The 24027-nt window shown below is 56.8% G+C and carries 20 protein-coding genes and 3 tRNA genes; 13 read left to right on the top strand and 10 right to left on the bottom strand.

All coding sequences use genetic code 11. From position 1 onward, the window contains the following. Positions 1–40: 40 nt before the first annotated feature. Both L370_RS01385 and L370_RS01390 read left to right on the top strand, forming a co-directional pair. Positions 41–1099: an FUSC family protein gene (locus tag L370_RS01385; protein ID WP_023336232.1), complete on the top strand. Its 1059-nt coding sequence runs from the start codon at positions 41–43 to the stop codon at positions 1097–1099. Positions 1100–1257: 158 nt separating this feature from the next. After that, entirely contained in the window at positions 1258–1593 is a 336-nt protein-coding gene (locus L370_RS01390) for a DUF496 family protein (RefSeq protein WP_008499467.1), read from the top strand. Positions 1594–1642: 49 nt separating this feature from the next. On the opposite strand, the gene L370_RS01395 is transcribed toward L370_RS01390, so the two are convergent. Together L370_RS01395 and L370_RS01400 are read right to left on the bottom strand one after the other, a co-directional pair. Continuing rightward, a complete protein-coding gene (locus tag L370_RS01395) occupies positions 1643–1978 on the bottom strand; it encodes a gamma-glutamylcyclotransferase family protein (protein WP_023336231.1) in 336 nt (111 codons plus the stop codon). A gap of 53 nt (positions 1979–2031) precedes the next feature. Continuing rightward, a tRNA-Asn gene (locus L370_RS01400) sits at positions 2032–2107 on the bottom strand. 161 nt (positions 2108–2268) lie between these two features. On the opposite strand from L370_RS01400, the gene emmdR reads away from it, so the two are divergent. Then, a complete protein-coding gene (emmdR, locus tag L370_RS01405; protein ID WP_155858061.1) occupies positions 2269–3723 on the top strand; it encodes a multidrug efflux MATE transporter EmmdR in 1455 nt (484 codons plus the stop codon). A 103-nt stretch (positions 3724–3826) separates the two neighbouring features. After that, positions 3827–3902, top strand: a tRNA-Asn gene (locus tag L370_RS01410). A 142-nt stretch (positions 3903–4044) separates the two neighbouring features. Here the strand turns inward: L370_RS01410 and L370_RS01415 are convergent. From L370_RS01415 to shiA, 3 genes are all read right to left on the bottom strand, one after another. Beyond that, on the bottom strand, positions 4045–5811 hold the full coding sequence (locus L370_RS01415) for an aminopeptidase P family protein (protein ID WP_023336229.1): 1767 nt from the start codon (positions 5809–5811) through the stop codon (positions 4045–4047). An 18-nt stretch (positions 5812–5829) separates the two neighbouring features. Next, the gene (locus L370_RS01420; RefSeq protein ID WP_023336228.1) at positions 5830–7284 is read right to left on the bottom strand and encodes an AMP nucleosidase; all 1455 of its coding nucleotides are present in this window, start codon (positions 7282–7284) and stop codon (positions 5830–5832) included. 73 nt (positions 7285–7357) lie between these two features. Further along, complete coding sequence (gene shiA / locus L370_RS01425) at positions 7358–8674, bottom strand: shikimate transporter (protein WP_023336227.1); 1317 nt, start codon at positions 8672–8674, stop codon at positions 7358–7360. Positions 8675–8929: 255 nt separating this feature from the next. On the opposite strand from shiA, the gene pagP reads away from it, so the two are divergent. Beyond that, complete coding sequence (gene pagP, locus L370_RS01430; protein WP_023336226.1) at positions 8930–9505, top strand: lipid IV(A) palmitoyltransferase PagP; 576 nt, start codon at positions 8930–8932, stop codon at positions 9503–9505. On the opposite strand, the gene L370_RS01435 is transcribed toward pagP, so the two are convergent. Genes L370_RS01435 through L370_RS01445 form a run of 3 tightly spaced genes read right to left on the bottom strand, consistent with a single transcriptional unit; the run spans position 9502 to position 14611 of the window. Beyond that, positions 9502–10467, bottom strand: a complete 966-nt coding sequence (locus L370_RS01435) for an acyltransferase (protein WP_023336225.1) — start codon at positions 10465–10467, stop codon at positions 9502–9504. The two genes, pagP and L370_RS01435, sit on opposite strands and share 4 nt — an antisense overlap. Next, entirely contained in the window at positions 10464–13526 is a 3063-nt protein-coding gene (locus L370_RS01440) for an efflux RND transporter permease subunit (protein WP_023336224.1), read from the bottom strand. The genes L370_RS01435 and L370_RS01440 overlap by 4 nt, the downstream gene beginning before the upstream one ends. Continuing rightward, complete coding sequence (locus L370_RS01445) at positions 13526–14611, bottom strand: efflux RND transporter periplasmic adaptor subunit (protein ID WP_023336223.1); 1086 nt, start codon at positions 14609–14611, stop codon at positions 13526–13528. Before L370_RS01445 ends, L370_RS01440 begins: the two co-directional genes overlap by 1 nt. Before the next feature lie 396 nt (positions 14612–15007). On the opposite strand from L370_RS01445, the gene L370_RS01450 reads away from it, so the two are divergent. The 3 genes from L370_RS01450 to ldtA are packed head-to-tail and all read left to right on the top strand — an operon-like array spanning position 15008 to position 19137. After that, positions 15008–15439 (top strand): universal stress protein, encoded by a 432-nt coding sequence (locus L370_RS01450; RefSeq protein ID WP_023336222.1) that lies wholly within the window; start codon positions 15008–15010, stop codon positions 15437–15439. Between the two features lie 47 nt (positions 15440–15486). Then, a complete protein-coding gene (locus tag L370_RS01455) occupies positions 15487–18180 on the top strand; it encodes a cation-transporting P-type ATPase (protein WP_023336221.1) in 2694 nt (897 codons plus the stop codon). A gap of 60 nt (positions 18181–18240) precedes the next feature. Continuing rightward, positions 18241–19137, top strand: coding sequence for a L,D-transpeptidase (gene ldtA, locus L370_RS01460; protein ID WP_023336220.1), 897 nt, complete (start codon positions 18241–18243; stop codon positions 19135–19137). Between the two features lie 134 nt (positions 19138–19271). Here ldtA and L370_RS01465 read toward each other — a convergent pair. Beyond that, a tRNA-Asn gene (locus L370_RS01465) sits at positions 19272–19347 on the bottom strand. A 320-nt stretch (positions 19348–19667) separates the two neighbouring features. Here L370_RS01465 and nac point away from each other — a divergent pair. Both nac and cbl read left to right on the top strand, forming a co-directional pair. Next, positions 19668–20585 carry a nitrogen assimilation transcriptional regulator NAC gene (nac, locus tag L370_RS01470; protein WP_008499475.1) on the top strand — a complete coding sequence of 306 codons (918 nt, stop codon included), beginning with the start codon at positions 19668–19670 and terminating at the stop codon, positions 20583–20585. Positions 20586–20681: 96 nt separating this feature from the next. Then, complete coding sequence (cbl, locus tag L370_RS01475; RefSeq protein WP_023336219.1) at positions 20682–21632, top strand: HTH-type transcriptional regulator Cbl; 951 nt, start codon at positions 20682–20684, stop codon at positions 21630–21632. A 54-nt stretch (positions 21633–21686) separates the two neighbouring features. Here the strand turns inward: cbl and L370_RS01480 are convergent, their stop codons facing one another. After that, complete coding sequence (locus tag L370_RS01480; protein ID WP_023336218.1) at positions 21687–22607, bottom strand: LysR family transcriptional regulator; 921 nt, start codon at positions 22605–22607, stop codon at positions 21687–21689. A 141-nt stretch (positions 22608–22748) separates the two neighbouring features. Between L370_RS01480 and L370_RS01485 the strand changes: the two genes are divergently transcribed. The 3 genes from L370_RS01485 (at position 22749) to L370_RS01495 (ending at position 24019) form a co-directional block, all read left to right on the top strand. Continuing rightward, positions 22749–23138, top strand: a complete 390-nt coding sequence (locus tag L370_RS01485; protein ID WP_023336217.1) for a RidA family protein — start codon at positions 22749–22751, stop codon at positions 23136–23138. Positions 23139–23428: 290 nt separating this feature from the next. Next, a complete protein-coding gene (locus L370_RS01490) occupies positions 23429–23686 on the top strand; it encodes an AbrB/MazE/SpoVT family DNA-binding domain-containing protein (RefSeq protein WP_023336216.1) in 258 nt (85 codons plus the stop codon). After that, complete coding sequence (locus tag L370_RS01495; RefSeq protein ID WP_023336215.1) at positions 23687–24019, top strand: type II toxin-antitoxin system PemK/MazF family toxin; 333 nt, start codon at positions 23687–23689, stop codon at positions 24017–24019. Positions 24020–24027: the final 8 nt, after the last annotated feature.

Genomic DNA, 24027 nt, shown 5'->3' with positions numbered 1-24027 from the left:
ACAGTACAATTGTGATTTGCCGTGTAGCTGGAGAGCGGGTGTGCGTCCCGACAAATCATTAACCCCTTTTGAAATTCGGTTGTACAAACATTACCGCGTGGTGCACGGGTGCCGCATCGCGCTGGCTTTCGTGTTGACGTTTGTGCTGGTCCGTTTGCTGGATGTTCCGGAAGGAACATGGCCGCTGATCACGCTGGTGGTGGTGATGGGGCCCATCTCGTTTTGGGGAAACGTTGTTCCGCGCGCCTTTGAGCGCATTGGCGGGACCGTTTTAGGCTCGGCCCTTGGGCTTATCGCCCTGAAGCTGGAGCTCATCTCATTTCCCGTGATGCTGGCATGGTGCGGTGCCGCCATGTTCCTGTGCGGCTGGCTGGCGTTGGGCAAAAGACCCTATCAGGCGCTGCTGATCGGAATTACGCTCGCGGTGGTTGTCGGTGCGCCCGCCGGGGATATGACCACGGCGCTGTGGCGAAGCGGGGATGTCATCCTGGGGTCACTGCTGGCCATGCTCTTCACCGGTATCTGGCCGCAGCGTGCTTTTCTGCACTGGCGTATTCAGATGGCGAACTACGTCACCGCCTTTAACCGCGTCTATCAGGCCGGTTTTTCCCCGAATCTGGTTGAGCGTCCCCGGCTGGAAAAGCATCTGCAAGCGATCCTCAACGACGTGGTCAAAATGCGCGGCCTGATCACGCCCGCCAGCAAAGAAACCCATATTCAGAAAGCGATTTTTGAAGCTATCCAGACGGTAAGCCGCAATCTGGTCTGTATGCTTGAACTGCAGATCAACGCCCACTGGGCCTCTCGTCCCAGCCATCTGTTGATGCTCAACGCGCAGACCCTCAAAGAGACCCAGCAGATGACGCAGCAAACGCTGTTGACCATCGCCCATGCGCTCTACGAAGGGAACCCGCAGCCGATACTGGCCAACAGCGAGCGGCTGAATGAGATCGTCGCGGAGCTGAAGCAGCTAATCAATGAGCGCCAGAGCGATAACGTGGCGGAAACGCCTATCCATGGCTACGTCTGGCTGAGCATGGAACTGGCGCGGCAGCTTGAGCTGCTATCGCACCTTATTTGCCGGGCGCTGCGCAAATAAAAGGCGTATGTGACGGCTGCTGCTTCGATTCAGCAGCAATTGGGGTTATGATAGCTTTAAACGATATACTCATTGTCATTCGCAGCCGCTGTCAGTAAGGTTATTGTTACAACGGTTGCCTTAACGAATCCGAATCTCACATTATCAGGGGTGTAAAAATGGAAACTACCAAGCCTTCGTTCCAGGATGTTCTGGAATTCGTCCGCCTGTTCCGCCGCAAAAACAAACTGCAGCGTGAAATCCAGGACGTTGAGAAGAAGATCCGTGACAACCAGAAGCGTGTTCTGCTGCTCGACAACCTGAGCGACTACATCAAGCCAGGTATGAGCGTTGAAGCTATTCAGGGCATCATCGCCAGCATGAAGAGCGACTATGAAGACCGCGTTGATGACTACATCATCAAAAACGCTGAGCTGTCCAAAGAGCGTCGCGACATCTCCAAGAAGCTGAAAGTGATGGGCGAAATCAAAAACGGCGAAGCAAAAAGCGAGTAATCGCAGCGAATAGTGAAAAAGGCTCTCTGGTGACAGAGAGCCTTTTTTTTTATGACGCAGAACGCGGCCGTAGCTGATAAATCCAGGCCTTAACCTGCTTGCCTTCAAGGGTAGTCACCGTGACCTCAACCCGATCGTAGCCGTCTTCAAATTCATCCAGCATTTGCCAGTGCGCGGCAAGGTTATCAGAGATAAACAGATAGCCTTCGACGCGGGGGCCATCAGGATGGAGCACAATCCCCGGGAAGTCCGCCGCAGCGCCCCAGCCGCGTTCGTAAAACGTACCGGATACGGAGCCGGCCAGCCATTCGCCGCCAATGTTTTCAAGAATATGCGCATTAGAGTGGCCCGGGCGCAGCGTGCCGTAGACAAACAGAGCGTTCATTTTCCCTCATCCGCAAAGCAAAAAGCCTGCTTTAAAAGCAGGCTTTTTAAATTTGGCTCCTCTGACTGGACTCGAACCAGTGACATACGGATTAACAGTCCGCCGTTCTACCGACTGAACTACAGAGGAATCGTTGTGGAGGCTTATCTTAGTGGCGAAAAAACTTTTGTCAAACCTGATCTTAGGGAAAATCGACCGATTGCTGATTCTGTGGTCAGTTTGTTGTAAATCCACACATCTTTTTCAGGAAAATACTTTGCAGGATTAGCATTTGTCCCCCATCATTTGAAATGGAGTTTCAACTTTTCTCGCTAAGGTCCATTTTGAACGTCACTGCCTCATTACGCCAGGCGATAGCGCGCACGCCATGGTATGCAAAACGTAAAAGCTATCGTGTCCTGTTCTGGCGTGAAATCACCCCTCTTGCTGTGCCTATCTTCCTGGAAAATACCTGCGTTTTGCTGATGGGGGTCCTGAGCACTTTCCTGGTGAGCTGGCTGGGAAAAGAGGCGATGGCTGGGGTTGGGCTGGCGGACAGCTTTAACATGGTGGTGATCTCGTTCTTTGCCGCCATAGACCTTGGGACGACGGTGGTGGTGGCTTTCAGCCTCGGCAAGCTTGACCCCAAACGCGCACGCGAGGCGGCCCGCCAGTCGCTAATGATCATGACCATTTTTTCGATCGTTCTGGCGGCGGTGATCCACTATTTCGGTAAAGAGATTATCGACTTTGTCGCCGGGGAAGCCACGAATGAGGTTAAAGACCTGGCGCTGACCTACCTGGAAATGACCGTCTTAAGCTATCCGGCGGCGGCCATTGCGCTGATTGGCAGCGGTGCGCTGCGCGGGGCGGGCAACACCAAAATTCCGCTGCTGATCAACGGCGGTATGAATATCCTGAATATCATTATCAGCAGCGTGCTGATCTACGGCGTGTTCTCGTGGGAGGGGCTGGGGTTCGTCGGTGCGGGACTGGGCTTAACCATTTCACGCTATATCGGTGCGGTCGCCATCATCGGGGTGCTGATGGCGGGGATCACCCCCTCGCTGCGTCTGACGCTAAAAAGCTATTTCCGGCCCTTTAATTTCGCCATTATCTGGGAAGTGATGGGGATCGGCATTCCCGCGAGTATTGAATCGGTGTTGTTCAACGGCGGGAAGCTGCTCACGCAGATGTTTGTCGCCGGGATGGGGACCGACGTTATCGCTGGTAACTTTATCGCCTTCTCCATCGCCTCGCTGATTAACCTGCCGGGTAACGCGCTGGGTTCTGCATCGACTATCATCACGGGTAAACGGCTCGGAAAAGGGCAGATAGGCCAGGCGGAGCGACAGCTGCGGCACGTCTTCTGGCTGTCGACCATTGGACTGACGCTCATCGCCTGGGGAACCGCGCCGTTTGCCGGGCTGATGGCCTCGTTCTATACCCATGAAGACGATGTTAAAGAGGTCGTTAAGATCCTCATCTGGCTCAACGCGGCCTTCATGCCTATCTGGGCGGCATCATGGGTATTGCCCGCCGGGCTGAAGGGCGCGCGCGATGCCCGCTTTGCGATGTGGGTATCAATGCTCGGCATGTGGGGATGTCGCGTTGTCGCGGGGTATACGCTCGGGGTGATGCTCGGATGGGGTGTGGTCGGCGTCTGGCTCGGGATGTTCCTCGACTGGGCCGTACGGGGCGCACTGTTCTACTGGCGGATGGTTAGCGGGCGCTGGTTATGGAAATATCCGCGAAAGAATGCCTGACAATTGCGCGAAGTGGAGAATAATTCGGCAAACGATCGGAAATATGCATTCTGCCTTTGACATCATGGGGGAGCATCGATAATATGCGCCCCGTTCACACGATTCCTCTGTAGTTCAGTCGGTAGAACGGCGGACTGTTAATCCGTATGTCACTGGTTCGAGTCCAGTCAGAGGAGCCAAATTTAAAAAGCCTGCTTATAAAGCAGGCTTTTTGCTTTTCTGCGTCTGGAAAAATTGTCGGGTGGCGGCTTCGCCTTACCCGACCTACGGGATAGGTAGGCCCGGTAAGCGCAGCGCCACCGGGCATCAGACCGCACGATGTTAGATACTCATCGGGGCGGTCGCTTCTTCCAGCCACGCTCGCGCATCGCTGTTCACCAGAGGTAACAGCGCCTCCCGGACCTGCTGATGATACGCATCCAGCCACTGTTTTTCCTGATCGCTCAACAGATGCAGCTCAACCTGACTTAAGTCGATCGGGATCAGCGTTAGCGAGGCAAATTTGCAGAACCCCGGACGGCTCTCCACAATCTCCACCTGGTTTTCAATACGAATGCCGTGGCTATCGCCCAGATAGTATCCTGGTTCAATCGTCATGATATTACCCGCCACCAGCGGCCACGGGTTGACCTTTTTGGCAATGCGATGCGGGTTCTCGTGGATCAGCAACTGATGGCCCACGCCATGCCCTGTGCCGTGATCGTAATCCAGCCCCATCTCCCACAGCGGGCGACGCGCGAAGGCATCCAACTGATGCCCTTGAGTGCCAGAGGGGAACTGCAGAGTAATCAGCGACAGAAAGCCTCTCAACACGGCGGTGTAGTGCAGGCGCCGCTGCGGATCGACTTCCCCCCACGCCAGCGTACGCGTGGCGTCGGTGGTGCCGTTAACATACTGGCCGCCGGAATCGTTCAGGTAAAAATGGTCGTGGCCGATGGGCTTATTGCTGGCCTCGCTCGAATGATAGTGACACATCGCCGCATTGCTCGAAGAGGCGGAGATGGTCGCAAAACTCTGCTCGATGAACCCCGGCTGCTGTTGACGAAACGCAAGCTGCTGCGCCTGCGCGTCCAGCTCGGTGAGCGGTTGTCCTGCCGCCTCGCGCAGCGGCACTTCACGGCTCAGCCAGGCGAGGAAGTTGACCCACGCGGCCCCGTCCTGGTGATGGCACTCGCGATAGCCTGCCAGCTCGACCGGGTTTTTCGTCGCTTTCATCAGGGTGATGGGGTCTGTCCGCCAGACAATTTCTCCCCGTGGCTCAACGGCGAATCGCAGGGCAACCGGCGCGGAATCGGCATCAATCATCACCCGTTTGCCTTCAGCAATCTGCTGGCAGCGTTCGATAAAGGTCTCCTGCGGCGCAACCGTGAACGCACTGCGCACATCGTCAGGCAGGGCGCTGAGCTTATTGTCGTTAACAAACCACTCCACGCTACCATCACGGCTGAGCAGGGCGAAGGAGAGAGGAACCGGGCTAAAGGGAATATCTGACCCACGCACGTTTAGCAGCCAGGCGATGTTATCCGGCAGCGTCACGGCGAGGAAATCAGCATTGTGTTCTGCCAGCACGGCGGCGACGCGCTGGCGTTTTTCCGCGCTGCGTTCGCCGCTGTGTTCAACCGGCATTTCACGGATAAGCCCCGCCGGCGCGGCAGGGCGATCGGTCCATAAGGCGTCAAACGGCGAGTCCTTCAGAGGCACCAGCTCGCACGGCGTGGCAGACAGCTGCTCAAACTCCGAGTTGGTCATCAGCAGCGCGTCAAAGCCAATGCGCGTGCCTGCCTCAACGTTTTCTGCCAGCCATTCTGCCAGCGGCTCGTTGTGCAGGTGGTGGATCTCAACCTCATTCGTATTGACCTGAACGCGAGCCTGAACCTGATAGCGCCCGTCGACGAACAGCAGCGCTTTATCCTTCAGCACCAGCGCGACGCCGGCAGAGCCGTCAAAGCCCGTCAGCCACGCCAGCTTTTCGTCGTAGGGCGCGCAGTATTCGCTTTGCCATGCATCCGCCCGCGGGACGATCATCCCGTCGAGATGGCTGGCCTCAAGCCAGTGGCGCAGGGCAGAGATCGGAGATGTGCTGGACATTGTTTTTCCTTATCGTTATTAGCGGAACGGCGGCTCGTTGAAGGTGCGCAGCTTGCGGGAATGGAGCCTGTCACCTTCTGCCCGCAGCAAATCAATGGCGCGAATACCAATCTGCAGATGCTCAGAGATAGCCCCTTCGTAGAAACGGTTGGCCTGGCCCGGAAGCTTAATTTCACCGTGCAGAGGCTTATCGGAGACGCAGAGCAGCGTGCCGTAAGGGACGCGGAAGCGATATCCCTGCGCGGCGATGGTGGCGCTCTCCATATCGATCGCCACCGCGCGGCTCAGGTTGAACCGCAGCGCGGAGGCGGAGTAGCGCAGCTCCCAGTTGCGGTCATCCGTTGTGACGACCGTGCCGGTGCGCAGGCGCTGTTTAACCTCTTCACCCGGCATGCCGCTGACCTCTTTGGTAGCGTCATACAGCGCGCGCTGTACTTCGGCGATGCTCGGGATGGGGATGTCCGGCGGCAGGACCGCATCAAGCACGTGGTCATCGCGCAGATAGGCGTGTGCCAGCACGTAGTCGCCAATCAGCTGGCTTTCGCGCAGGCCGCCGCAGTGGCCAATCATCAGCCACACGTCCGGGCGCAGTACCGCCAGATGGTCGCAGATGGTTTTGGCATTTGACGGGCCCACGCCGATGTTGATCAGGGTGATGCCCTGGCCGTCGGCGGTGATCAGGTGCCAGGCAGGCATCTGGTGCTTTTTCCACGCCAGGTCAGAAATGGCCTGCTCGGGCGCTTCGGTCTCCGCGGTGATCCAGATCCCGCCCGCGCAGGACAGTGCGATGTACGGGCTTTCCGGATCGAGGATCTGGCTGCAGCCCCAGCGGACAAACTCGTCAACGTAGCGGGTGTAGTTGGTAAAGAGCACAAACGGCTGGAAATGTTCGACAGGCGTACCGGTGTAGTGACGCAGGCGCGCCAGCGAGAAGTCCACGCGGCGAGCATCAAAGTGCGACAGGGGAGAAAATTCAGCCGGGTGATAGATGCCGTCAGCCGTCTCATCGCCAATCTGGGAAAGCTCGGTGGTCGGGAAGTGGCGCGTCAGCCCCGCGCTCATGGAGCGATCCAGCGTCAGCGCCGAGCCGTCTATCACGTACGGATAAGGGATTTCGTGCAGCGAAGGTTCCACAGAAATGTGCGCGCCGTAATCCTGATACAGCAGCGTCAGCTGTTCCTCAAGATACGGGCGGAACAGTGCAGGGCGGGTGACGGTGGTGCTGTAGCAGCCTGAGTGGGTAAAACGGGCGTAGGCGCGGGTTTTCGGCGTGGTGCTGGCGCTGCCGTCCCAGGTCACAGAGAGCGATGGATAAACAAAAAGGCCCTCGGTTCTGGCCTTTTGGTCGGGAAGTTTCCCTGTTTCGATATATTCGCTGATGGCGCTGCGCAGCGCGTTGACGGACTGTTCATACAGCGCGTCGAGTTTTTCCAGCGCCTGAGCCGGGGTCAGGCTGGAGCCCTTATTATTCATCTCTGTCTCCTTGTTCCACAGGTGTGCGACTCTACCCGATAGTATGTCACACGCCCGTGAAACAAAAGGGAGATCAGCCGTGGCGCGTCTCTTTCATCAGCAGCGCCGTCGCCGCCGACAGCAGGCAGCCGGCCAGCAGATAAATCGCCACGCTGTGCCAGTTGCCGCCGGAGAAGGTCACCAGCGCGGCGGCAATAAACGGCGTAAATCCGCCGCCGACCACGCTTGCGACCTGGTAGCCCACGCCCGCGCCGCTGTAGCGGTAGCTTGCCCCGAACAGCTCGGTGAACATCGGCTGCTGCACGCACACCACCATATCGTGAGCGATGTTGGCGAGCATGATGGCGAAGAAGACAATCCAGAAGATCGACTGGGCCTCCAGCGCCATAAAGAACGGCCAGGCGCTGAGGGTACCAATCAGCGCCCCGGTGATGTAAACGCGGCGGCGACCAAACCGGTCCGCCAGCCAGGCGAAGCAGGGGATGGTCAGGCAGCTGATCCCGCCGACCAGCAGGCCAATATTCAGGAACAGCTCGCGCGGCAGCCCGAGGTTCTGCGTCGAGTAGTTCAGGGCAAACGCGGTGACGATATACATCGTCAGCAGTTCACAGAGGCGCAGGGCGATAATTTTCAGAAAAGCGCCAGGGTGCTGAACCAGCGCTTCCATCACAGGCAGACGCTTTTTGGCGAGCGGTTTTTCCAGCTGTTGTTTTTCAAACTCAGCCGACTCCTCCATCCCGTTACGGATCCACAGCGCGGCGATGACCAGCACGATGCTGAAGATGAACGGAATGCGCCAGCCCCAGCTCAGGAACTGCTCGTCGGTGGTAAGCTGGCTGATTAGCGATACCAGCCCGGTAGAAAGCAGCAGGCCGACGCCGTACCCAACCTGTACGCCGCTGCTGTAAAACGCTTTCCTGTTTTTCGGCGCGCTCTCAACGGATAACAACGCCGCACCGCCCCATTCGCCGCCGACGGCGAAGCCCTGGATGGCGCGCAGGGTGACCAGCAGTACCGGCGCCCACCAGCCGATAGCGGCAAACGAGGGGAGAATACCGATAAGCGCGGTGGCGATCCCCATCATCCAGACGGTGAGCATCAGCATGCGCTTGCGGCCAAGGCGGTCGCCGAAGTGGCCGAAGATCACCCCGCCCAGCGGGCGAAACAGAAAGCCGACGCCAAAGGTGGCAAATGCGGCGAGCGTGCCCATCGCGGGGCTGACCTGGGGAAAAAACTCGCGGTTAAACACCAGCGCGGCAGTGATGCCGTAAAGCAGAAAATCATACCAGTCGACGACGGCGCCCGCGAAGCTGCCTAAGGCTGCGCGGCGGGCACGATTGAGCGAAGGTGTCTCCTCGTTGGGACGATCGGAGATGAGGGTGGAGTCCATAGTTGTCCTGTCCGTACTGATTTTTAATTATTGGTATAAGAAAAGGTCACTCACATTGCGTCCGTCATATAAACGGAACCTATGAGACTACCGCGACAGAACGCCTGAGAAAACGTTTTTATCTTTCCGGAAGGCGCTGAATAAATAAATTTCATCTTCCCCTGCCTTGAGATAAATCAGTCTGTTTGGCTCCGGTTAGTGCTGAATGGATTACAGTTATAGATACCGCTGCGTGGCTTAAGCTGAGGGAAAACGATGCAACGCACCTTTTCGACATTCTGGATGGTCCTGTTTTTATTCGTCGCACCGCTTAACGCGGAGCCCAACGTCTATGGTGAGCAACGTATCAGCGGCTGGTGGAATGCGCTGACGGATGATATCGCCCTGACCTGGGAAGAGCCTCAACGTTACGATCTGTACCTGCCGTTTCTGAGCTGGCACGCTCGCTTTATGTACGACAAAGAAAAGACGGATAATTACAATGAAATGCCGTGGGGCGGCGGGCTGGGCGTTTCCCGCTATAACGAAGAGGGTAACTGGAGCGCGCTGTTCGCGATGATGTTCAAGGACTCGCACAACGAATGGCAGCCCGCGATGGGCTATGGCTGGGAGAAGGGCTGGTATCTGGATAATGCCAAAGATTTCCGCCTGGGGCTCGGTGCCGCAGCGGGCATCACGGCGCGAGATGATTTTGCAAACTATGTCCCGCTACCGTTCATCTTCCCGCTGTTTTCGGCCGGGTATAAGCGCGTTACCGTTCAGTTCACCTATATTCCCGGGACGTATAACAACGGCAACGTGCTCTTTGCCTGGCTGCGCTTAGGCTTCTAAAGCGTGATCACCTTTTTAGCCACGGCGTTAGACAGTACCAGCATGGAGAAGAGAACCGAGGTGACGAACGTGAGCACAATCAGCGCCAGCTTCATACCGAGAGAGGTCACCGGTATCAGCGCCGTCAGCAGATGAAACACCGAGTAGTGCACAATGTACACGCCGGTCATCGTTTTGCTGATGGCGGCCAGAATGGACTCCTTAAATTCAGCATTGCGGCGAAAGCGCACGCCGTTCGCCGCAATCACCAGCGCGATGATCAAAACGTAAATTTGAGAGCCGGTGAGAATAAAGGCGTTTCTGTCCGCCTTAAACAGCGCGAAGAAGAAGTGGCGCTCGTAAAACCAGGTGAAGAGGTAGATAAACGGAATGGCGACAACCGCCGCCCTGACGACATTTTTGCGGCTAATCCACTCGGCGACTTTCGGATCGCAGAAGAGTTGCCCCGTCAGATAAAACAGGAGCCACGTCCACAGCCGATACTGCGGTGAAAGAGAAAGGACGTGCGCTTCAGGATAAAGCGCCGATAGCAGATCGTATCCGTAGGAAAAGAGCAGCAGGGCGGCAATCGTTCCGCAGAATAGCGCTCGCCGCTGGCTGAGCCACTCCACCGCCGGGTGGAAGGTGTAAATCACCACAAAGGCGAACACGAACCAGGGCTGGATTAAATACCCGCGCTGATACGGCTCCCACAGGTAGTAGATCGTTATCCAGAACAGAAACACAATCACCAGGCTTTTAATTTTACCCAGCTGCCAGCGGGTGCCGTGCCGGGATTGTCCGTCGAGATAGCCCGCAACCACAAAAAACAGCGGCGTGGCAATCGTCGAAATAAAGGTTAAAAACCCCAGGATCCAGTGATAGTCATAATCATAATGATCCCAGGTGTTGTAGATGGTAAAGAAGGTCACCGCCGTCATACAGCCCAGCGTCTTGATAATGTTCAGCCCTGTCGCATTCATTGTGGTTTGGCTTCGTCCTTACGATGGAAACACGCATAGATCACGGGGAGTACCAGCAGCGTCAGGATTGTAGCAAACCCCAGTCCAAACATAATCACAACGGCCATGCTCTGGAAGAAAACGTCCAGCAGCAGCGGAGCCAGGCCAAGTACGGTCGTGAACGCGGTGAGCAGGATAGGGCGCAGGCGCGAGGTGGCAGCGTACACGATCGCGCTGTGCTGATCCTTTTGCGTTTTCTGCTGTTCGATCTCTTCCACCAGCACGATGCCGTTGCGGATCAGCATTCCGCTCAGGCTCAGCAGGCCAATCAGCGCCATAAAGCCAAAGGGAATGCCGGTAAGTAAAAATCCTGGCGTCACGCCGATCAGCGCCAGCGGTACGGTCAGCCAGATGGCGACGGCATTTTTTACCGAGCTGAACATCAGCACCGTAATAACAAACATCACCAGATACCCGAGAGGTAGCGTAGTGAACAGCCCTTGCTGCGCTTCACTGGAGTTTTCCGCGTCGCCCCCCCACTCGATGCTGTAGCCGTGTGGCAGCGGAAGGGCATCTACCTGCGGCTTCACGCGGGCGAGGATATCGCCGGAGGTTTGCTGGCTCAGCGGGTCCGGGTCCGTTTGCACCGTCAGCACCCGCGAGCGATCGCGTCGAAGGATGAGCGGATCCTCCCACTCCAGCGAGAAGCGGCTGACGACGTTACTCAGCGGGATATACTGCTGCCGCGTCTGGCTCCACACCAGCACGTTGTTCAGGTGATTGGCGTCCAGCCGTTCGCTCTCAGGCGGGCGCACCACGACCGGGAGCAGGTCGCTGCCTTCCCGGTACAGCCCCGCCCGGCTGCCGGAGAAATTCATCTCCAGCGCGTTATCAACGTCCTGCTTATCTACGCCAAGCTCGCGGCCCAGGGCGGCAACGTACTGTGGGCGGATCACCTTGCTGCGGTTTTGCCAGTCGTTCCTGACGCTGCCCGTGGCCGGGTCGCGGGTGAGGATGTCGTCCACCTGGCTGGCTATCAGACGCAGCCTGTCAGGGTCAGGGCCTTTAATGCGCACCTCAATGGCGCTGTCGCCGGAGGGGCCAAACATCACGCGCTTGGTGCTGGCGTTGACCTGCGGATAGTTTCGCGCGATGTACTCGTCCACGTGGCGCGTCAGGGCGGAGATGTTGCGCTGGTCGTCCATGCGCACCATGATCTGCGCATAGTTACTGTACTGCCGCTGTCCGCTGTAGGTCAGAATAAATCGCATACTTCCCTGACCAATGGTTGAGACGGTAGTCTCCACGCCAGGCTGGCTATTGATCGTCTTTTCAATATCGCTAGTCATTTTCTCAGTCCACTTGATATCGGTACCGTAGGGTAACCACAGGTCGACAAAGAAAATCGGCGTATTAGACGACGGGAAAAAGTTTTGTCGTACGGCGCCGAAGCCCCAGACAGACGCTGCCAGCAGCGCAGCCATCACAATGAGCGTCGGTGCCTTATGGTGCAGCAGCGTGTTAAGCAGGCGCTGGTAGGCGCGGTAGAGTCGTTTGTCGTAAGGGTCTGACTCGTCGGTTTTATCGGGCGCGCTGTCGTTTTTAAACAACCACCACTTAATCAGCACCGGAGTGAGGGTGAGCGCCGAGAACCAGCTCAGCATCAGGGAAATCAGCAGCACCTGGAACAGGGATTTACAGTATTCCCCGGTGGAATCCTGCGACAGCCCGATAGGGGCAAACGCCAGGATGGCAATCACCGTCGCCCCCAGCAGCGGCAGGGCGGAGCGGCGGATGATGTAATTCACGGCGGTTAGCAGCGGGGAGCCCTGCTGTCGGGCGATCAACACCCCTTCGACAATCACGATGGCGTTATCCACCAGCATGCTGAGGGCGATAATCAGCGCCCCGAGCGAGATGCGCTGCAGCTCAATGCCCCACAGATACATAATCAGCAGCGTGCCCAGCACGTTAAGCGCGAGGGAGAATGCAATGATGATCCCGCTGCGTACGCCCATAAAGATCAGCAGCACGCCGATAACAATCGCCAGCGCCATCAGGAAGTTAATAATAAAACCGTTAACAGAGTGGCCCACTTCGGCCGCCTGATCGTAAAACAGGTCTATCTGTATGCCTGCCGGTTTTTCCGCCGACATCTGGCCTAGCTTCGCCTCCAGCGCGTGGCCCACGTCGATCACGTTCACGCCGGGTATAAACGAGACGCCCATGGTGACGGCTTTTTTGCCGTTGGCATGGTAGATACTGGCCGGCGATTCGTTCAGCCCGCGCGATAGCGTGGCGATATCCCGCAGGCGCGTCGCCGCCCCGGTGCCGGAAGGCGTGATGATGATATCCGCCAGTTCATCAAGATTTTCGAACTCACCTGTCGGGTGCAGGCGAATGGATTCGGTGCCGGAGGTGATTTCTCCGGCGCTGGAAACGACGTTAAGTCTGCTGAGCAGGGCGGAAAGCTGGTTGAGCGTAATGCCGCGCGCGGCCATTTTGGTCAGGGAGATATCAATGTTGACCTGCTGGCTAATCGCCCCACCGATCGCCACCTTCGCGACGCCGGGGATCAGAATCAGCTCCCGGCGCAGCTGCTCCGCATATCTCACCAGTTCAGGATTACTGAATTCATCTCCGGCAATGGCGAAGAAGAAGCCGAACACGTCGCCGAAATCGTCATTCACAAAGGGCGTGACGACGCCGGGCGGGAACTGGCGCGAGGCATCGCCCACGCGGCGGCGCAGTTCATCCCAAATCTGCGGCAGCTCGTTCGAGTGATAGCGTGAAGCGATGTTAACGGTGATTTGCGACAGACCGTTTGAAGAGATGGAGCTCACGTTGTCCAGATAGGGCAACTGCTGAAGGGCATTCTCCAGCGGAAGCGTCACCTCTTCTTCAACCTGCTGAGCGGATGCGCCGGGGTAGTGGGTGACCACCACTGCGGTTTTGATGGTAAAAGCGGGATCTTCCAGCCTGCCGATATTCAACAGGGCGAAAATACCCCCGATGCCCAGCAGCAGGATCGTTAGCCAGACGCGAACAGGGTTATTGATAAATTGACGAGAGATATCCATTACAGTCCCCGTTCACGCGTCCAGATACGCACCGGCTGGTTAGCATGGAGCTCACCAACGCCCGCGGCCACCACGCGCTCGCCCGCCTTAAGCCCGCTGGTAATCACCACGCCTTCGGTACTCACTTGCCCCACGCTGACCTTGCGGTCTTCCAGATGCAGCGCATCGCCTTCGCCCGTCACGATCCAGACGTGCGGCTCGTTGCGCGGGCTGTTGTCCGGGTTAAAGACCGCCTCAACCGGTACAACCAGCGCCTGAGCGCCAGCGCCAACCGGGAGGTTGGTTAAATTGATGGTCACCGTACCGCTTACGCCACCGACGGCGGGAAAATCATCTGGCCGCGGCATGGTCAGTATCACCTGCCAGGTCAGGGTATTGCTGTCGCTGCTGCCCGAGTGCTCTTTGTAGACGGCGGTAAATTCCCGATCCGGCATGGCGTTAATTCTCACCACGGGGCGATACTGCGCGTTGCGGATATCAAAGGTCTTAAACAGGTTCTCAGGAATACTAAACACCACGTCCAGCAGATCGGTACGGGTTAACGTTGCAATGGGCTGACCGGCAGACACCACCTGATGGTTTCGGACATGTACGCTGGCCGCCGTCCCGCTGAAGGGGGCGACGAGCGTCATCTGATTCAGCTCTTCCCGGGCAATCTGTAGCGCCGCATTCGCCGAATCGCGGTTCGCGCGCTGCACGTCCATTTCTGCTTTCGAAATCGCCTGGCGGCCCGCCAGCGTCTGGAAGCGGTCGAATTGCCTCTGGGCCAGCGTCGCCGCCGTTTGTCTGTCGTTAACCCGCTGCTGGGCTTCACGGGCGTTCAGTCGGGCAAGCTGTTGCCCCTGTTTGATGGCTGCGCCCTGACGTACATCGAGCGCTTCAATTTGACCTGCGCGCTTGAAGGAAAGGTCTGTGGCATCGCCCGATTCAATGCGGGCGGGAAAAACGCGCTGCTGGGCGTGACCGGGAGCCGTCACCTCCGCCACTTTTACCATCCTGGGCAGGGGGGCGGCTTGCTTGGGTTTCGGGTCGCACGCCGTGAGCGTTAACAAAACGAACGGTAAAAGAGAGAGGTAGCGGTTCACTGTATTCCCCTAATAAATAACTGTTTTATTTATTCCATCACCTGGACAGGGGTGACACTATTCTGCCAGAACAGTGACGACCATATAGGTAAATAAACCAATCGCCGTGCTGGCGATAATGGCAAGTGCAATGAACATACCCAGACGGATCAGGCTTAAACCATACATACATTCCTCCATGAGCCGGAAGCGGTGGCTGACTATGAGCATAGTCGGCGAAAAGATAAATGTTAAATAACCATTATCAGTGGGGGACGCGCTTAACCTGATATTCCTGTGCTACGTTTAATATTATCCATCTTTTTTACCGTAACTGGCATTAAGGGCAACCCCCTGCATTTAATGCGTTTTTTTGCTTCATTCACACTCTTGTTGGTTATAAAAAGGATGCTCGATATGTATAAAAACATTCTCGTTCCGGTGGATGTCTACGAGACAAGCCTGGCGGATAAAGCGTTGCAGCATGCACAGTTTCTGGCGCAAAGCGCATCGGGTGACATTCATTTGCTGCACGTCATGCCCATGTTTTCTGCCGAGCTGACGCGTGGTTTTATTTCAGATGCGCGCAAGATGGATGAATATATGATTAATAATTCGAAAGAAAAGCTGTCTGACCTGGTCAAAAAAGTGAATCTGCCAGAAGAGCGTGTTCATCTCCATGTCCGTAGCGGGAATGTTCGTGATGAGGTTATTAAGCTGGCGGATGAACTTAGCGTCGGCGCGATTATTGTCGGCTCTCGAAATCCAAATATTCAAACCCATTTGTTAGGATCAGAGGCGGCAAGTATTGTTCGTTACGCTCATGTCCCTGTTTTCGTTATTCGTTAATTACAGAGAAGCAAGGTGATTTCTGAATAGAACCTGAGGAAGGAACGATGAAAACAGGAAAACCTGAACGTCCGTATTATCAACAAACCGTTGACGAAACCCTGTCGAATATCCACTCCACCCTGGAAGGCCTTAGCGGCACTGAGGCATCAGCCCGACTTCAGCAGCACGGTGAGAATGCGTTACCGCAAAAAAAGGGCAAACCCGCCTGGCTGCGCTTCCTGGCGCACTTTAACGATGTGTTGATTTACGTGCTGCTGGTGGCCGCGTTGCTTAAGCTCTTTATGGGCCACTGGGTAGACATGTTTGTGATCCTTGGTGTTGCCATCATTAACGCGCTGATTGGCCATATCCAGGAGAGCAATGCGGAAAAATCGTTGCAGAGTATCCGCAATATGCTCTCCAGCGAGGCCGTGGTGGTACGACAGGGGAACCATGAAACGATCCCCACCACGGCGCTGGTCCCGGGAGATATCGTGGTGATCCGCGCCGGGGACCGTATCCCTGCGGACCTGCGCGTGATTGAAGCGCATAACCTGCGCGTGGAGGAGGCTATCCTGACCGGCGAATCCACCGTTGTTGAGAAAAACAGCGATGCGTTAAGCGGGGAACTGCCCTTAGGTGACCGGTATAATCTGCTCTACTCAGGCACTACCGTCAGCTCCGGCGGCGGTAAAGGCGTGGTGGTGGCAACCGGGGGCGAGACCGAGCTGGGCCACATCAATCAGATGATGTCCGACATTGAAAAGCACCGCACGCCGCTGATGGTGCAGATGGATAAGCTCGGCAAGACCATCTTCATCACTATCCTGGTGATGATGGTGGCGCTGTTTGTCTTTAGCCTCCTGTTCCGTGATATGCCGGTTTCTGAACTGGTGCTGTCGCTTATTAGCCTCGCCGTTGCCGCCGTGCCTGAAGGCCTGCCGGCCATCATTTCCATCATCCTTTCGCTTGGCGTACAGGCCATGGCGCGTCGCAAGGCTATCATTCGTAAGTTGCCCACGGTGGAAACGCTGGGCGCAATGACGGTCATCTGCTCGGATAAAACCGGCACCCTGACGATGAATGAAATGACGGTCAAAGCGGTGATTACCGCTGACACGACCTATCGCGTGGAGGGCGACAGCTACGAACCGGTGGGGAATATTCACCCCGTAGATGACCCGACGCCCGTCAGCGTGACGCAGGGTTCCCTGCTGGAGCGCTACCTGCGCACCATTGACCTCTGTAATGACAGCCAGCTGATCAAAGACGAGCAGGGGCTGTGGAAAATCACCGGGGGACCAACCGAGGGCGCGCTGAAGGTGCTGGCGGCGAAAATCCCGCTCCCACCGCTCGATACCGAAATGCGCAGTAAAATCCCGTTTGATTCGCAGTATAAATACATGTCCACGCTGTACCGGCTGGGCGATGAAGAGGTGATTTTAATCACCGGCGCGCCGGACGTCCTGTTCCGCCTCTGCCAGTACCAGCAGACAAATGACGGACTGCAGCCGTTCGATCAGCCCTACTGGGAAGGGAAGATTGAAGAGTATGCCCGGGAAGGGTTGCGCATGGTGGCCGCGGCCTGGAAACCCGCCCGCGAGGGACAGCGCGAGCTGGATCATCCGGACCTGCATGATGGCGTGATCCTGCTGGGTATTGCAGGAATGATGGATCCGCCGCGTCCGGAGGCCATTACCGCAATTGCCGACTGTCTGCAGGCCGGGATCCGCGTGAAAATGATCACCGGCGACCACCCGCAAACGGCCATGAGCATTGGGCAAATGTTGGGGATTGGTAACGCCGCAAGCGCTATCACCGGACGTGAGCTGGAGGCGATGGACGATCGTCAGCTGAGCGATGCCGCGCAGCAGTATGATATTTTCGCCCGAACCAGCCCGGAGGATAAATTCCGCCTTGTGCAGGCCCTGCAAAGTAAACAGGAAGTCGTGGGCATGACCGGGGATGGCGTAAACGATGCCCCGGCGCTCAAGCGGGCGGATGTGGGTATCGCCATGGGGATTAAGGGGACGGAAGTCACCAAGGAAGCCGCCGACATGGTGTTAACGGACGACAACTTTGCCACCATTGCCAGCGCGGTGCACGAGGGGCGTCGGGTTTACGATAACCTGAAAAAGACCATTCTGTTCGTTATCCCCAGCAACATCGCGCAGGCTCTGCTGATCATCATCGCGCTGCTGGCGGGGAACCTGATCCCGCTGACGCCGGTCCTGATCCTGTGGATGAACATGGCCACGTCGGCAACGCTGTCGTTTGGCCTGGCGTTTGAAGCGGGTGAGAAGGACATCATGAACCGGCCGCCGCGTAAGGCGAATCTCCACGTGATGGACGGCTACGCCATCTGGCGCGTGGTGTTTGTCGGTCTGATGATTGCCATTAGCGCCTTCGTGCTGGAAGCCTGGCTACAGCCGCGCGGCTACTCGGCGGAGTTTATCCGCACCGTGCTGCTGCAAACCCTGGTCACGGCGCAGTGGTTCTACATGCTCAACTGTCGCGTGAATGACGGCTTCTCGCTGAGCAAAGGCCTGCTGGCGAACAAAGGGATTTGGATCGTGAGCGGCGTGCTGCTGGCGCTACAGCTTCTTATCATTTACGCACCTTTCATGCAGATGCTGTTTGGCACCGAAGCGCTGCCGTTCCGCTACTGGGTCATCACCCTGCTGATTGGTTTTGTGATGTTCCTTATCGTCGAGGCGGAGAAAGTGCTGACGCGCCGGTGGCGCAAAACCGAGGCGTGATAGCGTAAACTGAGAAAGCCAGCCTGAGCCCGGGCTTTCTCTTTTTGAGCACAGGAAACTATGATTCGACTTACCTGGTTCGTCCTTACGCTGTGTGCCGCCGTACCCGGTGCGTTTGCCGTAACCTATACCCTCCCGCCGGAAGGCAGTCGTCTGGTGGGAGTCCCGATTATCATCACCGTTCCCGAGCACAATACGCTGCCTCTGGAAGCCTTTGCCGCGCGGTACGGTCAGGGGCTGAGCAACCTACTGGAAGCAAACCCGGGCGTGGATCCTTTTTTACCCAAATCCGGCACCCGGCTGGTGATACCTCAGCAGCTGATTCTGCCTGACACCGTCCGCGAGGGCATTATCGTTAACGCGGCAGAAATGCGCCTTTACTACTACCCGCCAGGCGGCAACACCGTTGAAGTATTGCCCATCGGCATCGGTCAGGCCGGGCGTGAAACCCCGCGTAACTGGGTGACGGCCGTTGAGCGTAAGCAGGAGGGGCCAACCTGGTCTCCGACGCCGAATACGCGGCGCGCCTATGCGGCGGAAGGGAAAACGCTGCCGGCATTCGTGCCCGCCGGGCCGGATAACCCGATGGGGCTGTATGCGATTTATATCGGCAGGCTCTATGCCATTCACGGCACAAACTCGAATTTCGGCATTGGCCTGCGGGTGAGCCAGGGCTGTATTCGTCTGCGTAATAACGACATCAAATACCTTTTTGATAATGTTCCCGTAGGAACCCGCGTGCAGCTTATCGATCGGCCCGTAAAGGTGACCACGGAGCCGGACGGCAGCCGCTGGGTAGAGGTTCACGAGCCACTATCACGTAACCGCGCGGAATTTGAGTCAACCCGGAAAGTGCCTCTGCCCATTTCAGCCGCGCAGCGAACGCAGCTGATAAACGCGGGGGCGGGCGCTGAACTGGAACGGCGATCGGGGATGCCGGTGAAGCTCAGCCATTGAGTTCGTTTCGCCCGGTGGCGCTGCGCTTACCGGGCCTACAGTCCCGTAGGTCGGGTAAGGCGAAGCCGCCACCCGACAATTTTACCCGCCGCAGAAAAGCAAAAAGCCTGCTTTAAAAGCAGGCTTTTCAAATTTGGCTCCTCTGACTGGACTCGAACCAGTGACATACGGATTAACAGTCCGCCGTTCTACCGACTGAACTACAGAGGAATCGTGTGAACGGGGCGCATATTATCGACCTGCGTTCGCCTTGTCAAAGGGTGGATCAACGCCTTTTGATCGTTTGCTGACAAAATCGGCAAAGTGACGTTTTTGGCAGCGGAATGCACCGTCATGGTGCGGGTATACCTCTAATGGGGCAGATCATAAACTGCTGTTTCGGTAATAAAACCCCCCTCCATGATTAGGTTTCCTTATTTTCAGGCGCTTAGCGGACAATTTAGACCGCCTGGTAAAAGTGGCATTCATATTGCAAAACCTGTTTAACAACGACAGCCGGTTACGGCAAAGCATTTCGAACAGGGGGCAAAATGAACTTAAGACGACTGAAATACTTCGTAAAAATCGTCGATATCGGCAGCCTGACTCAAGCAGCAGAAGTGCTGCATATCGCGCAGCCTGCGCTGAGCCAGCAGGTGGCTACTCTGGAAGGCGAGATGGATCAGCAATTACTGATCCGCACCAAGCGCGGCGTCACGCCAACGGAAGCAGGCAAAATTTTGTATACCCATGCCCGCACTATTCTGCGTCAGTGTGAACAGGCGCAGCTGGCGGTGAACAATGTCGGCCAGACCCTGAGCGGGCACGTTTCCATTGGTTTAGCGCCAGGAACCGCGGCATCGTCTATCACCATGCCGCTGCTGCAGGCCGTTCGCGCTGAGCTGCCTGAAGTGCTGGTCTACCTGCATGAAAACAGCGGTTCCGTTCTGAATGACAAACTGCTCAACGGCCAGCTGGATATGGCGGTCCTTTACGATCGCTCCCCGGTCGCCGGCATCACCAGCCAGCCGCTGCTGAAAGAAGATCTCTACCTCGTGGGCACCCGCGACTGCCCGGGTCAGAGCGTAGACCTTACCGCGGTGGCAGAAATGAACCTCTATCTGCCGCGCGACTACAGCGCCGTGCGCGTGCGCGTGGACGAAGCGTTCTCCCTGCGCCGCCTGACGGCCAAAATCATCGGTGAAATTGACTCGATCTCCACGCTCACCGCGGCCATTGCCAGCGGAATGGGTGTGACGGTTCTACCGGAATCCGCAGCTCGCTCGCTGTGCAGTGCGGCAAACGGCTGGATGGCGCGCATCACCACGCCGTCAATGAGCCTGCCGCTGTCGCTGAACATGTCTGCGCGCGGTTCGCTGTCGCCGCAGGCGCAGGCGGTAAAAGAGATCTTGATGTCGCTGGTCAGCAAGCCGTCGCTTGAGAACCGTGAACTCCAGCTCGTGAGCTGATATTCCATAAAAGCATAAGATGCTGGTTTTTATTATTTGTTCTGCAGCGCGGCTGACTCTAACAATAGAGCTATGTCAGATGCGCCGGAGTGAATCGTGAATTTCCAGCAACTTAAAATTATCCGTGAGGCGGCCAGGCGGGACTACAACCTGACCGAGGTCGCCAATATGCTTTATACCTCTCAGTCCGGCGTCAGCCGCCATATCCGCGAGCTGGAAGAGGAGCTGGGCATAGAGATCTTTATCCGTCGCGGCAAGCGGCTGCTCGGCATGACGGAGCCGGGTAAGGCTTTGCTCACCATCGCAGAGCGGATCCTCAACGAGGCCAGCAACGTGCGTCGTCTGGCGGATCTCTTCACCAATGACGCCTCGGGCGTCCTCACCATCGCCACCACCCACACCCAGGCGCGCTACAGCCTGCCGCCGGTGATTAAAGCGTTCCGCGAACTTTTCCCTGACGTTCGTCTGGAGCTCATCCAGGGCACGCCGCAGGAAATTGAAGTGCTGCTGCAAAACGGTGGGGCGGATATCGGCATCGCCAGCGAGCGTCTGAGCAACGACCCGCTGCTGGTGGCCTTCCCCTGGTTCCGCTGGTACCACAGCTTATTACTCCCGGTCGATCATCCGCTGAATCAGGTTTCCCCTCTGACGCTGGAAGACGTTGCGAAATGGCCGCTGATCACATACCGCCAGGGGATCACCGGACGTTCGCGCATAGACGAGGCCTTCAACCGCAAAGGGCTCACGCCGGACGTGGTGCTGAGCGCGCAGGATTCTGATGTGATCAAAACCTACGTCGAGCTGGGTCTGGGCATTGGCCTGGTGGCGGAACAGTCCAGCGGAGAACGCGAGGACGGGAACCTGGTGCGTCTTGATACCCGTCACCTGTTTGACGCCAACACCGTATGGCTTGGCCTGAAGCGCGGGCAGCTGCAGCGCAACTATGTCTGGCGCTTTATCGAGCTCTGCAATGCCGGGCTGTCGGTGGACGAGATTAAACGCCAGGTGATGGAGCCGGAAGAAGTGGCGATTGATTATCAGATTTAGGTGCGGGTTTGCCCGGTGGCGCTGCGCTGACCGAATCAGGGTGCAGGGATGTCGTCACTTGTTGTAAGTAGTGGGGACATGCTGCTGCATCAACTCAACGATCCAGTCAATAAAAACGCGCAGTCTGGCGTTGACATGGCGGTTAGGCGGAAATGCCAGGTACAGGGGCATTGGCTTAATACGCCATTGTTCAAATAGCGGAATTAAGGCGCCACAAGCCTGATGTGCTGCCGCCATATAGACCGGCAGCGCAATCACGCCTAACCCGGCTAACCCAGCTTCGAGGTAAGCATTGCCATCATCCACGGCAAGCACATAGTTTCCCGTGATTTCAATATGTTCACTCTCACAGCGCAGTACCAGAGGATCAATCTTACCGGTGCGTGAGGACAAGAATCCCACTCTGCGATGGTCCGTGTTTTCCAGTTCTCTCGGATGCGCAGGGGCGCCGAGGCGTTCTACATAACTCGGTGCGACGTAAACACCGATTTGCAAGTCGCCAACATGGCGTGCGATCAGGGACTGGTCGTTGATTTCACCGCCGCGCAGGACGCAATCTACGTTGTCGCCGATCAGATCTACCACCCGGTCACTCACGCCCATGTCGAACTGGATATCAGGGTAGCGCGCGTGAAAAGCCGGTAGCGCGGGCACCAGCACAAGGCGGGCGAGAGGAGAGGGCACATCTACCCGTAGCCGTCCCCTGGGCGTCATCGCCGAACTGGACAGGCTGTTTTCAGCATCCTCCATGTCCGCCAGCAGGCGGATGACGCGCTCGTAGTAGACCGCGCCATCGGGAGTGACGCCGAGCCTGCGGGTGGTGCGATGGAGCAGCCTGACGCGCAGGCGCGCTTCCAGTTGCTGAATAAGCTGCGTCACCGTGGTTTTGCTCATATGAAGCGTTTGGGCAGCCTTTGTGAAGCTGCCTGCCTCCACCACGCGAGCAAAGGCGCGCATCGCATCGAAACGATCCATCCCTTGTCCTCTCTTTTCACCGATTGTTTGGATTTTACAAACAATGATGGACAAAGTCGCTTGTTTATCCGCCCGGGATGGCACCTGTAAAGTGTCTTTATGTTCACAGGGCAGGTTTCGCCCCATTACAAAGGTACAAACATGACAACACGCGAAGCGGTATTTCCCTTCGGACGGCAGGCGCTCTATGAGCGCAATCGCTATTCACCCGCCATCAAATCTAACGGGTTCCTGTTTGTTTCGGGGCAGGTTGGTAGCCGGGAGGATGGTTCGCCTGAAGAGGATCTCAACGCGCAGATCCGGCTGGCATTCGATAACCTTAATGCTGTCCTCACGGCTGCGGGCTGCACGTTCGATGACGTGGTTGACGTTACCCTCTTTGTCGTCGATCCCGAGTCAAACCTCGACGCTGTCTGGCGTATCCTGTCAGAATATTGGGGGGAAGCGCCTTACCCGACGTTGACCGGGATTGGCGTGGCGTGGCTGTACGGATTCCAGTTTGAGATTAAGGTGATTGCCAGGCTGCCCTAAGCGTTACGGGTCTTTCCGACGGTCAAAAGACAATACAGCGGGCGCAGCTCCGATCCGGAAGCCGCCTCGCATTTCGTTTATCCTATCCGCCATAATCCTTTGAACCGCAAAAACAGTTTTCTATTATCAGCCTTCTTAGTTACGCACACCGTCCCACCTGCGCTGTCCTCCGATGGATAACGGATTTATTCAGACTTAATTACGAAAAGGAAATCACCATGAATCTGATGAATAATTGCGCACCGCCTGTCCTGAATGTTATATTAAAATATAATATTTGGAGGTGCGCTATGTATACAACTCGTCTTAAAAAAGTCGGTGGGTCCATCATGCTGGCGGTTCCTCCCGCCGTGCTGAAAACGCTGGAACTCTCGACGGACAGCGAAGTCGGCATGACCATTAATAATGGCTGCCTGATTATCGAACCCCAGAAACGGCCTCATTATTCGCTTGAGGAACTGCTGGCGCAGTGCGATCCGCACGCTGAAATAAGCGAAGAGGATCGGGAATGGATTGATGCGCCTGCGGTGGGCAAGGAGATCCTGTAAATGGACAGAGGGGAAATTTGGCTTGTTTCACTGGATCCGATTGCTGGTCACGAGCAAAGTGGAAAACGTCCGGTACTCATCATATCGAAGGCATCGTTTAACAAGCTGACCCGGCTACCGGTAGTGGTTCCCGTCACCAGCGGCGGAAACTTTGCTCGCACGGCAGGTTTCACCGTTTCACTGGAAGGGGCGGGGACAAAAACAACGGGCGTAATTCGCTGCGACCAGCCAAGAACCATTGATATGGCTGCCCGGAACGGCATGCGGCTGGAACGTATACCTGACGCCGTTGTAAATGAGGTGCTTGCCAGGCTGGATGCGATTCTGAGTTAACATCAGAT

This window comes from Enterobacter sp. MGH 24, from assembly GCF_000493015.1.
Classification (GTDB): domain Bacteria; phylum Pseudomonadota; class Gammaproteobacteria; order Enterobacterales; family Enterobacteriaceae; genus Enterobacter.
The sequence above is the reverse complement of the archived record's forward strand: the minus strand, read 5'-3'. Positions and strand labels throughout refer to the sequence as shown.

Excerpts from the sequence above, each read along its gene's own strand:
- L370_RS01390 (WP_008499467.1), top strand. The coding sequence starts at position 1,258 with ATGGAAACTACCAAGCCTTCGTTCCAGGATGTTCTGGAATTCGTCCGC.
- L370_RS01395 (WP_023336231.1), bottom strand. The coding sequence starts at position 1,978 with ATGAACGCTCTGTTTGTCTACGGCACGCTGCGCCCGGGCCACTCTAAT.
- emmdR (WP_155858061.1), top strand. The coding sequence starts at position 2,269 with ATGGAGTTTCAACTTTTCTCGCTAAGGTCCATTTTGAACGTCACTGCC.
- L370_RS01415 (WP_023336229.1), bottom strand. The coding sequence starts at position 5,811 with ATGTCCAGCACATCTCCGATCTCTGCCCTGCGCCACTGGCTTGAGGCC.
- L370_RS01420 (WP_023336228.1), bottom strand. The coding sequence starts at position 7,284 with ATGAATAATAAGGGCTCCAGCCTGACCCCGGCTCAGGCGCTGGAAAAA.
- shiA (WP_023336227.1), bottom strand. The coding sequence starts at position 8,674 with ATGGACTCCACCCTCATCTCCGATCGTCCCAACGAGGAGACACCTTCG.
- pagP (WP_023336226.1), top strand. The coding sequence starts at position 8,930 with ATGCAACGCACCTTTTCGACATTCTGGATGGTCCTGTTTTTATTCGTC.
- L370_RS01435 (WP_023336225.1), bottom strand. The coding sequence starts at position 10,467 with ATGAATGCGACAGGGCTGAACATTATCAAGACGCTGGGCTGTATGACG.
- L370_RS01440 (WP_023336224.1), bottom strand. The coding sequence starts at position 13,526 with ATGGATATCTCTCGTCAATTTATCAATAACCCTGTTCGCGTCTGGCTA.
- L370_RS01450 (WP_023336222.1), top strand. The coding sequence starts at position 15,008 with ATGTATAAAAACATTCTCGTTCCGGTGGATGTCTACGAGACAAGCCTG.
- L370_RS01455 (WP_023336221.1), top strand. The coding sequence starts at position 15,487 with ATGAAAACAGGAAAACCTGAACGTCCGTATTATCAACAAACCGTTGAC.
- ldtA (WP_023336220.1), top strand. The coding sequence starts at position 18,241 with ATGATTCGACTTACCTGGTTCGTCCTTACGCTGTGTGCCGCCGTACCC.
- nac (WP_008499475.1), top strand. The coding sequence starts at position 19,668 with ATGAACTTAAGACGACTGAAATACTTCGTAAAAATCGTCGATATCGGC.
- L370_RS01480 (WP_023336218.1), bottom strand. The coding sequence starts at position 22,607 with ATGGATCGTTTCGATGCGATGCGCGCCTTTGCTCGCGTGGTGGAGGCA.
- L370_RS01485 (WP_023336217.1), top strand. The coding sequence starts at position 22,749 with ATGACAACACGCGAAGCGGTATTTCCCTTCGGACGGCAGGCGCTCTAT.
- L370_RS01490 (WP_023336216.1), top strand. The coding sequence starts at position 23,429 with ATGTATACAACTCGTCTTAAAAAAGTCGGTGGGTCCATCATGCTGGCG.
- L370_RS01495 (WP_023336215.1), top strand. The coding sequence starts at position 23,687 with ATGGACAGAGGGGAAATTTGGCTTGTTTCACTGGATCCGATTGCTGGT.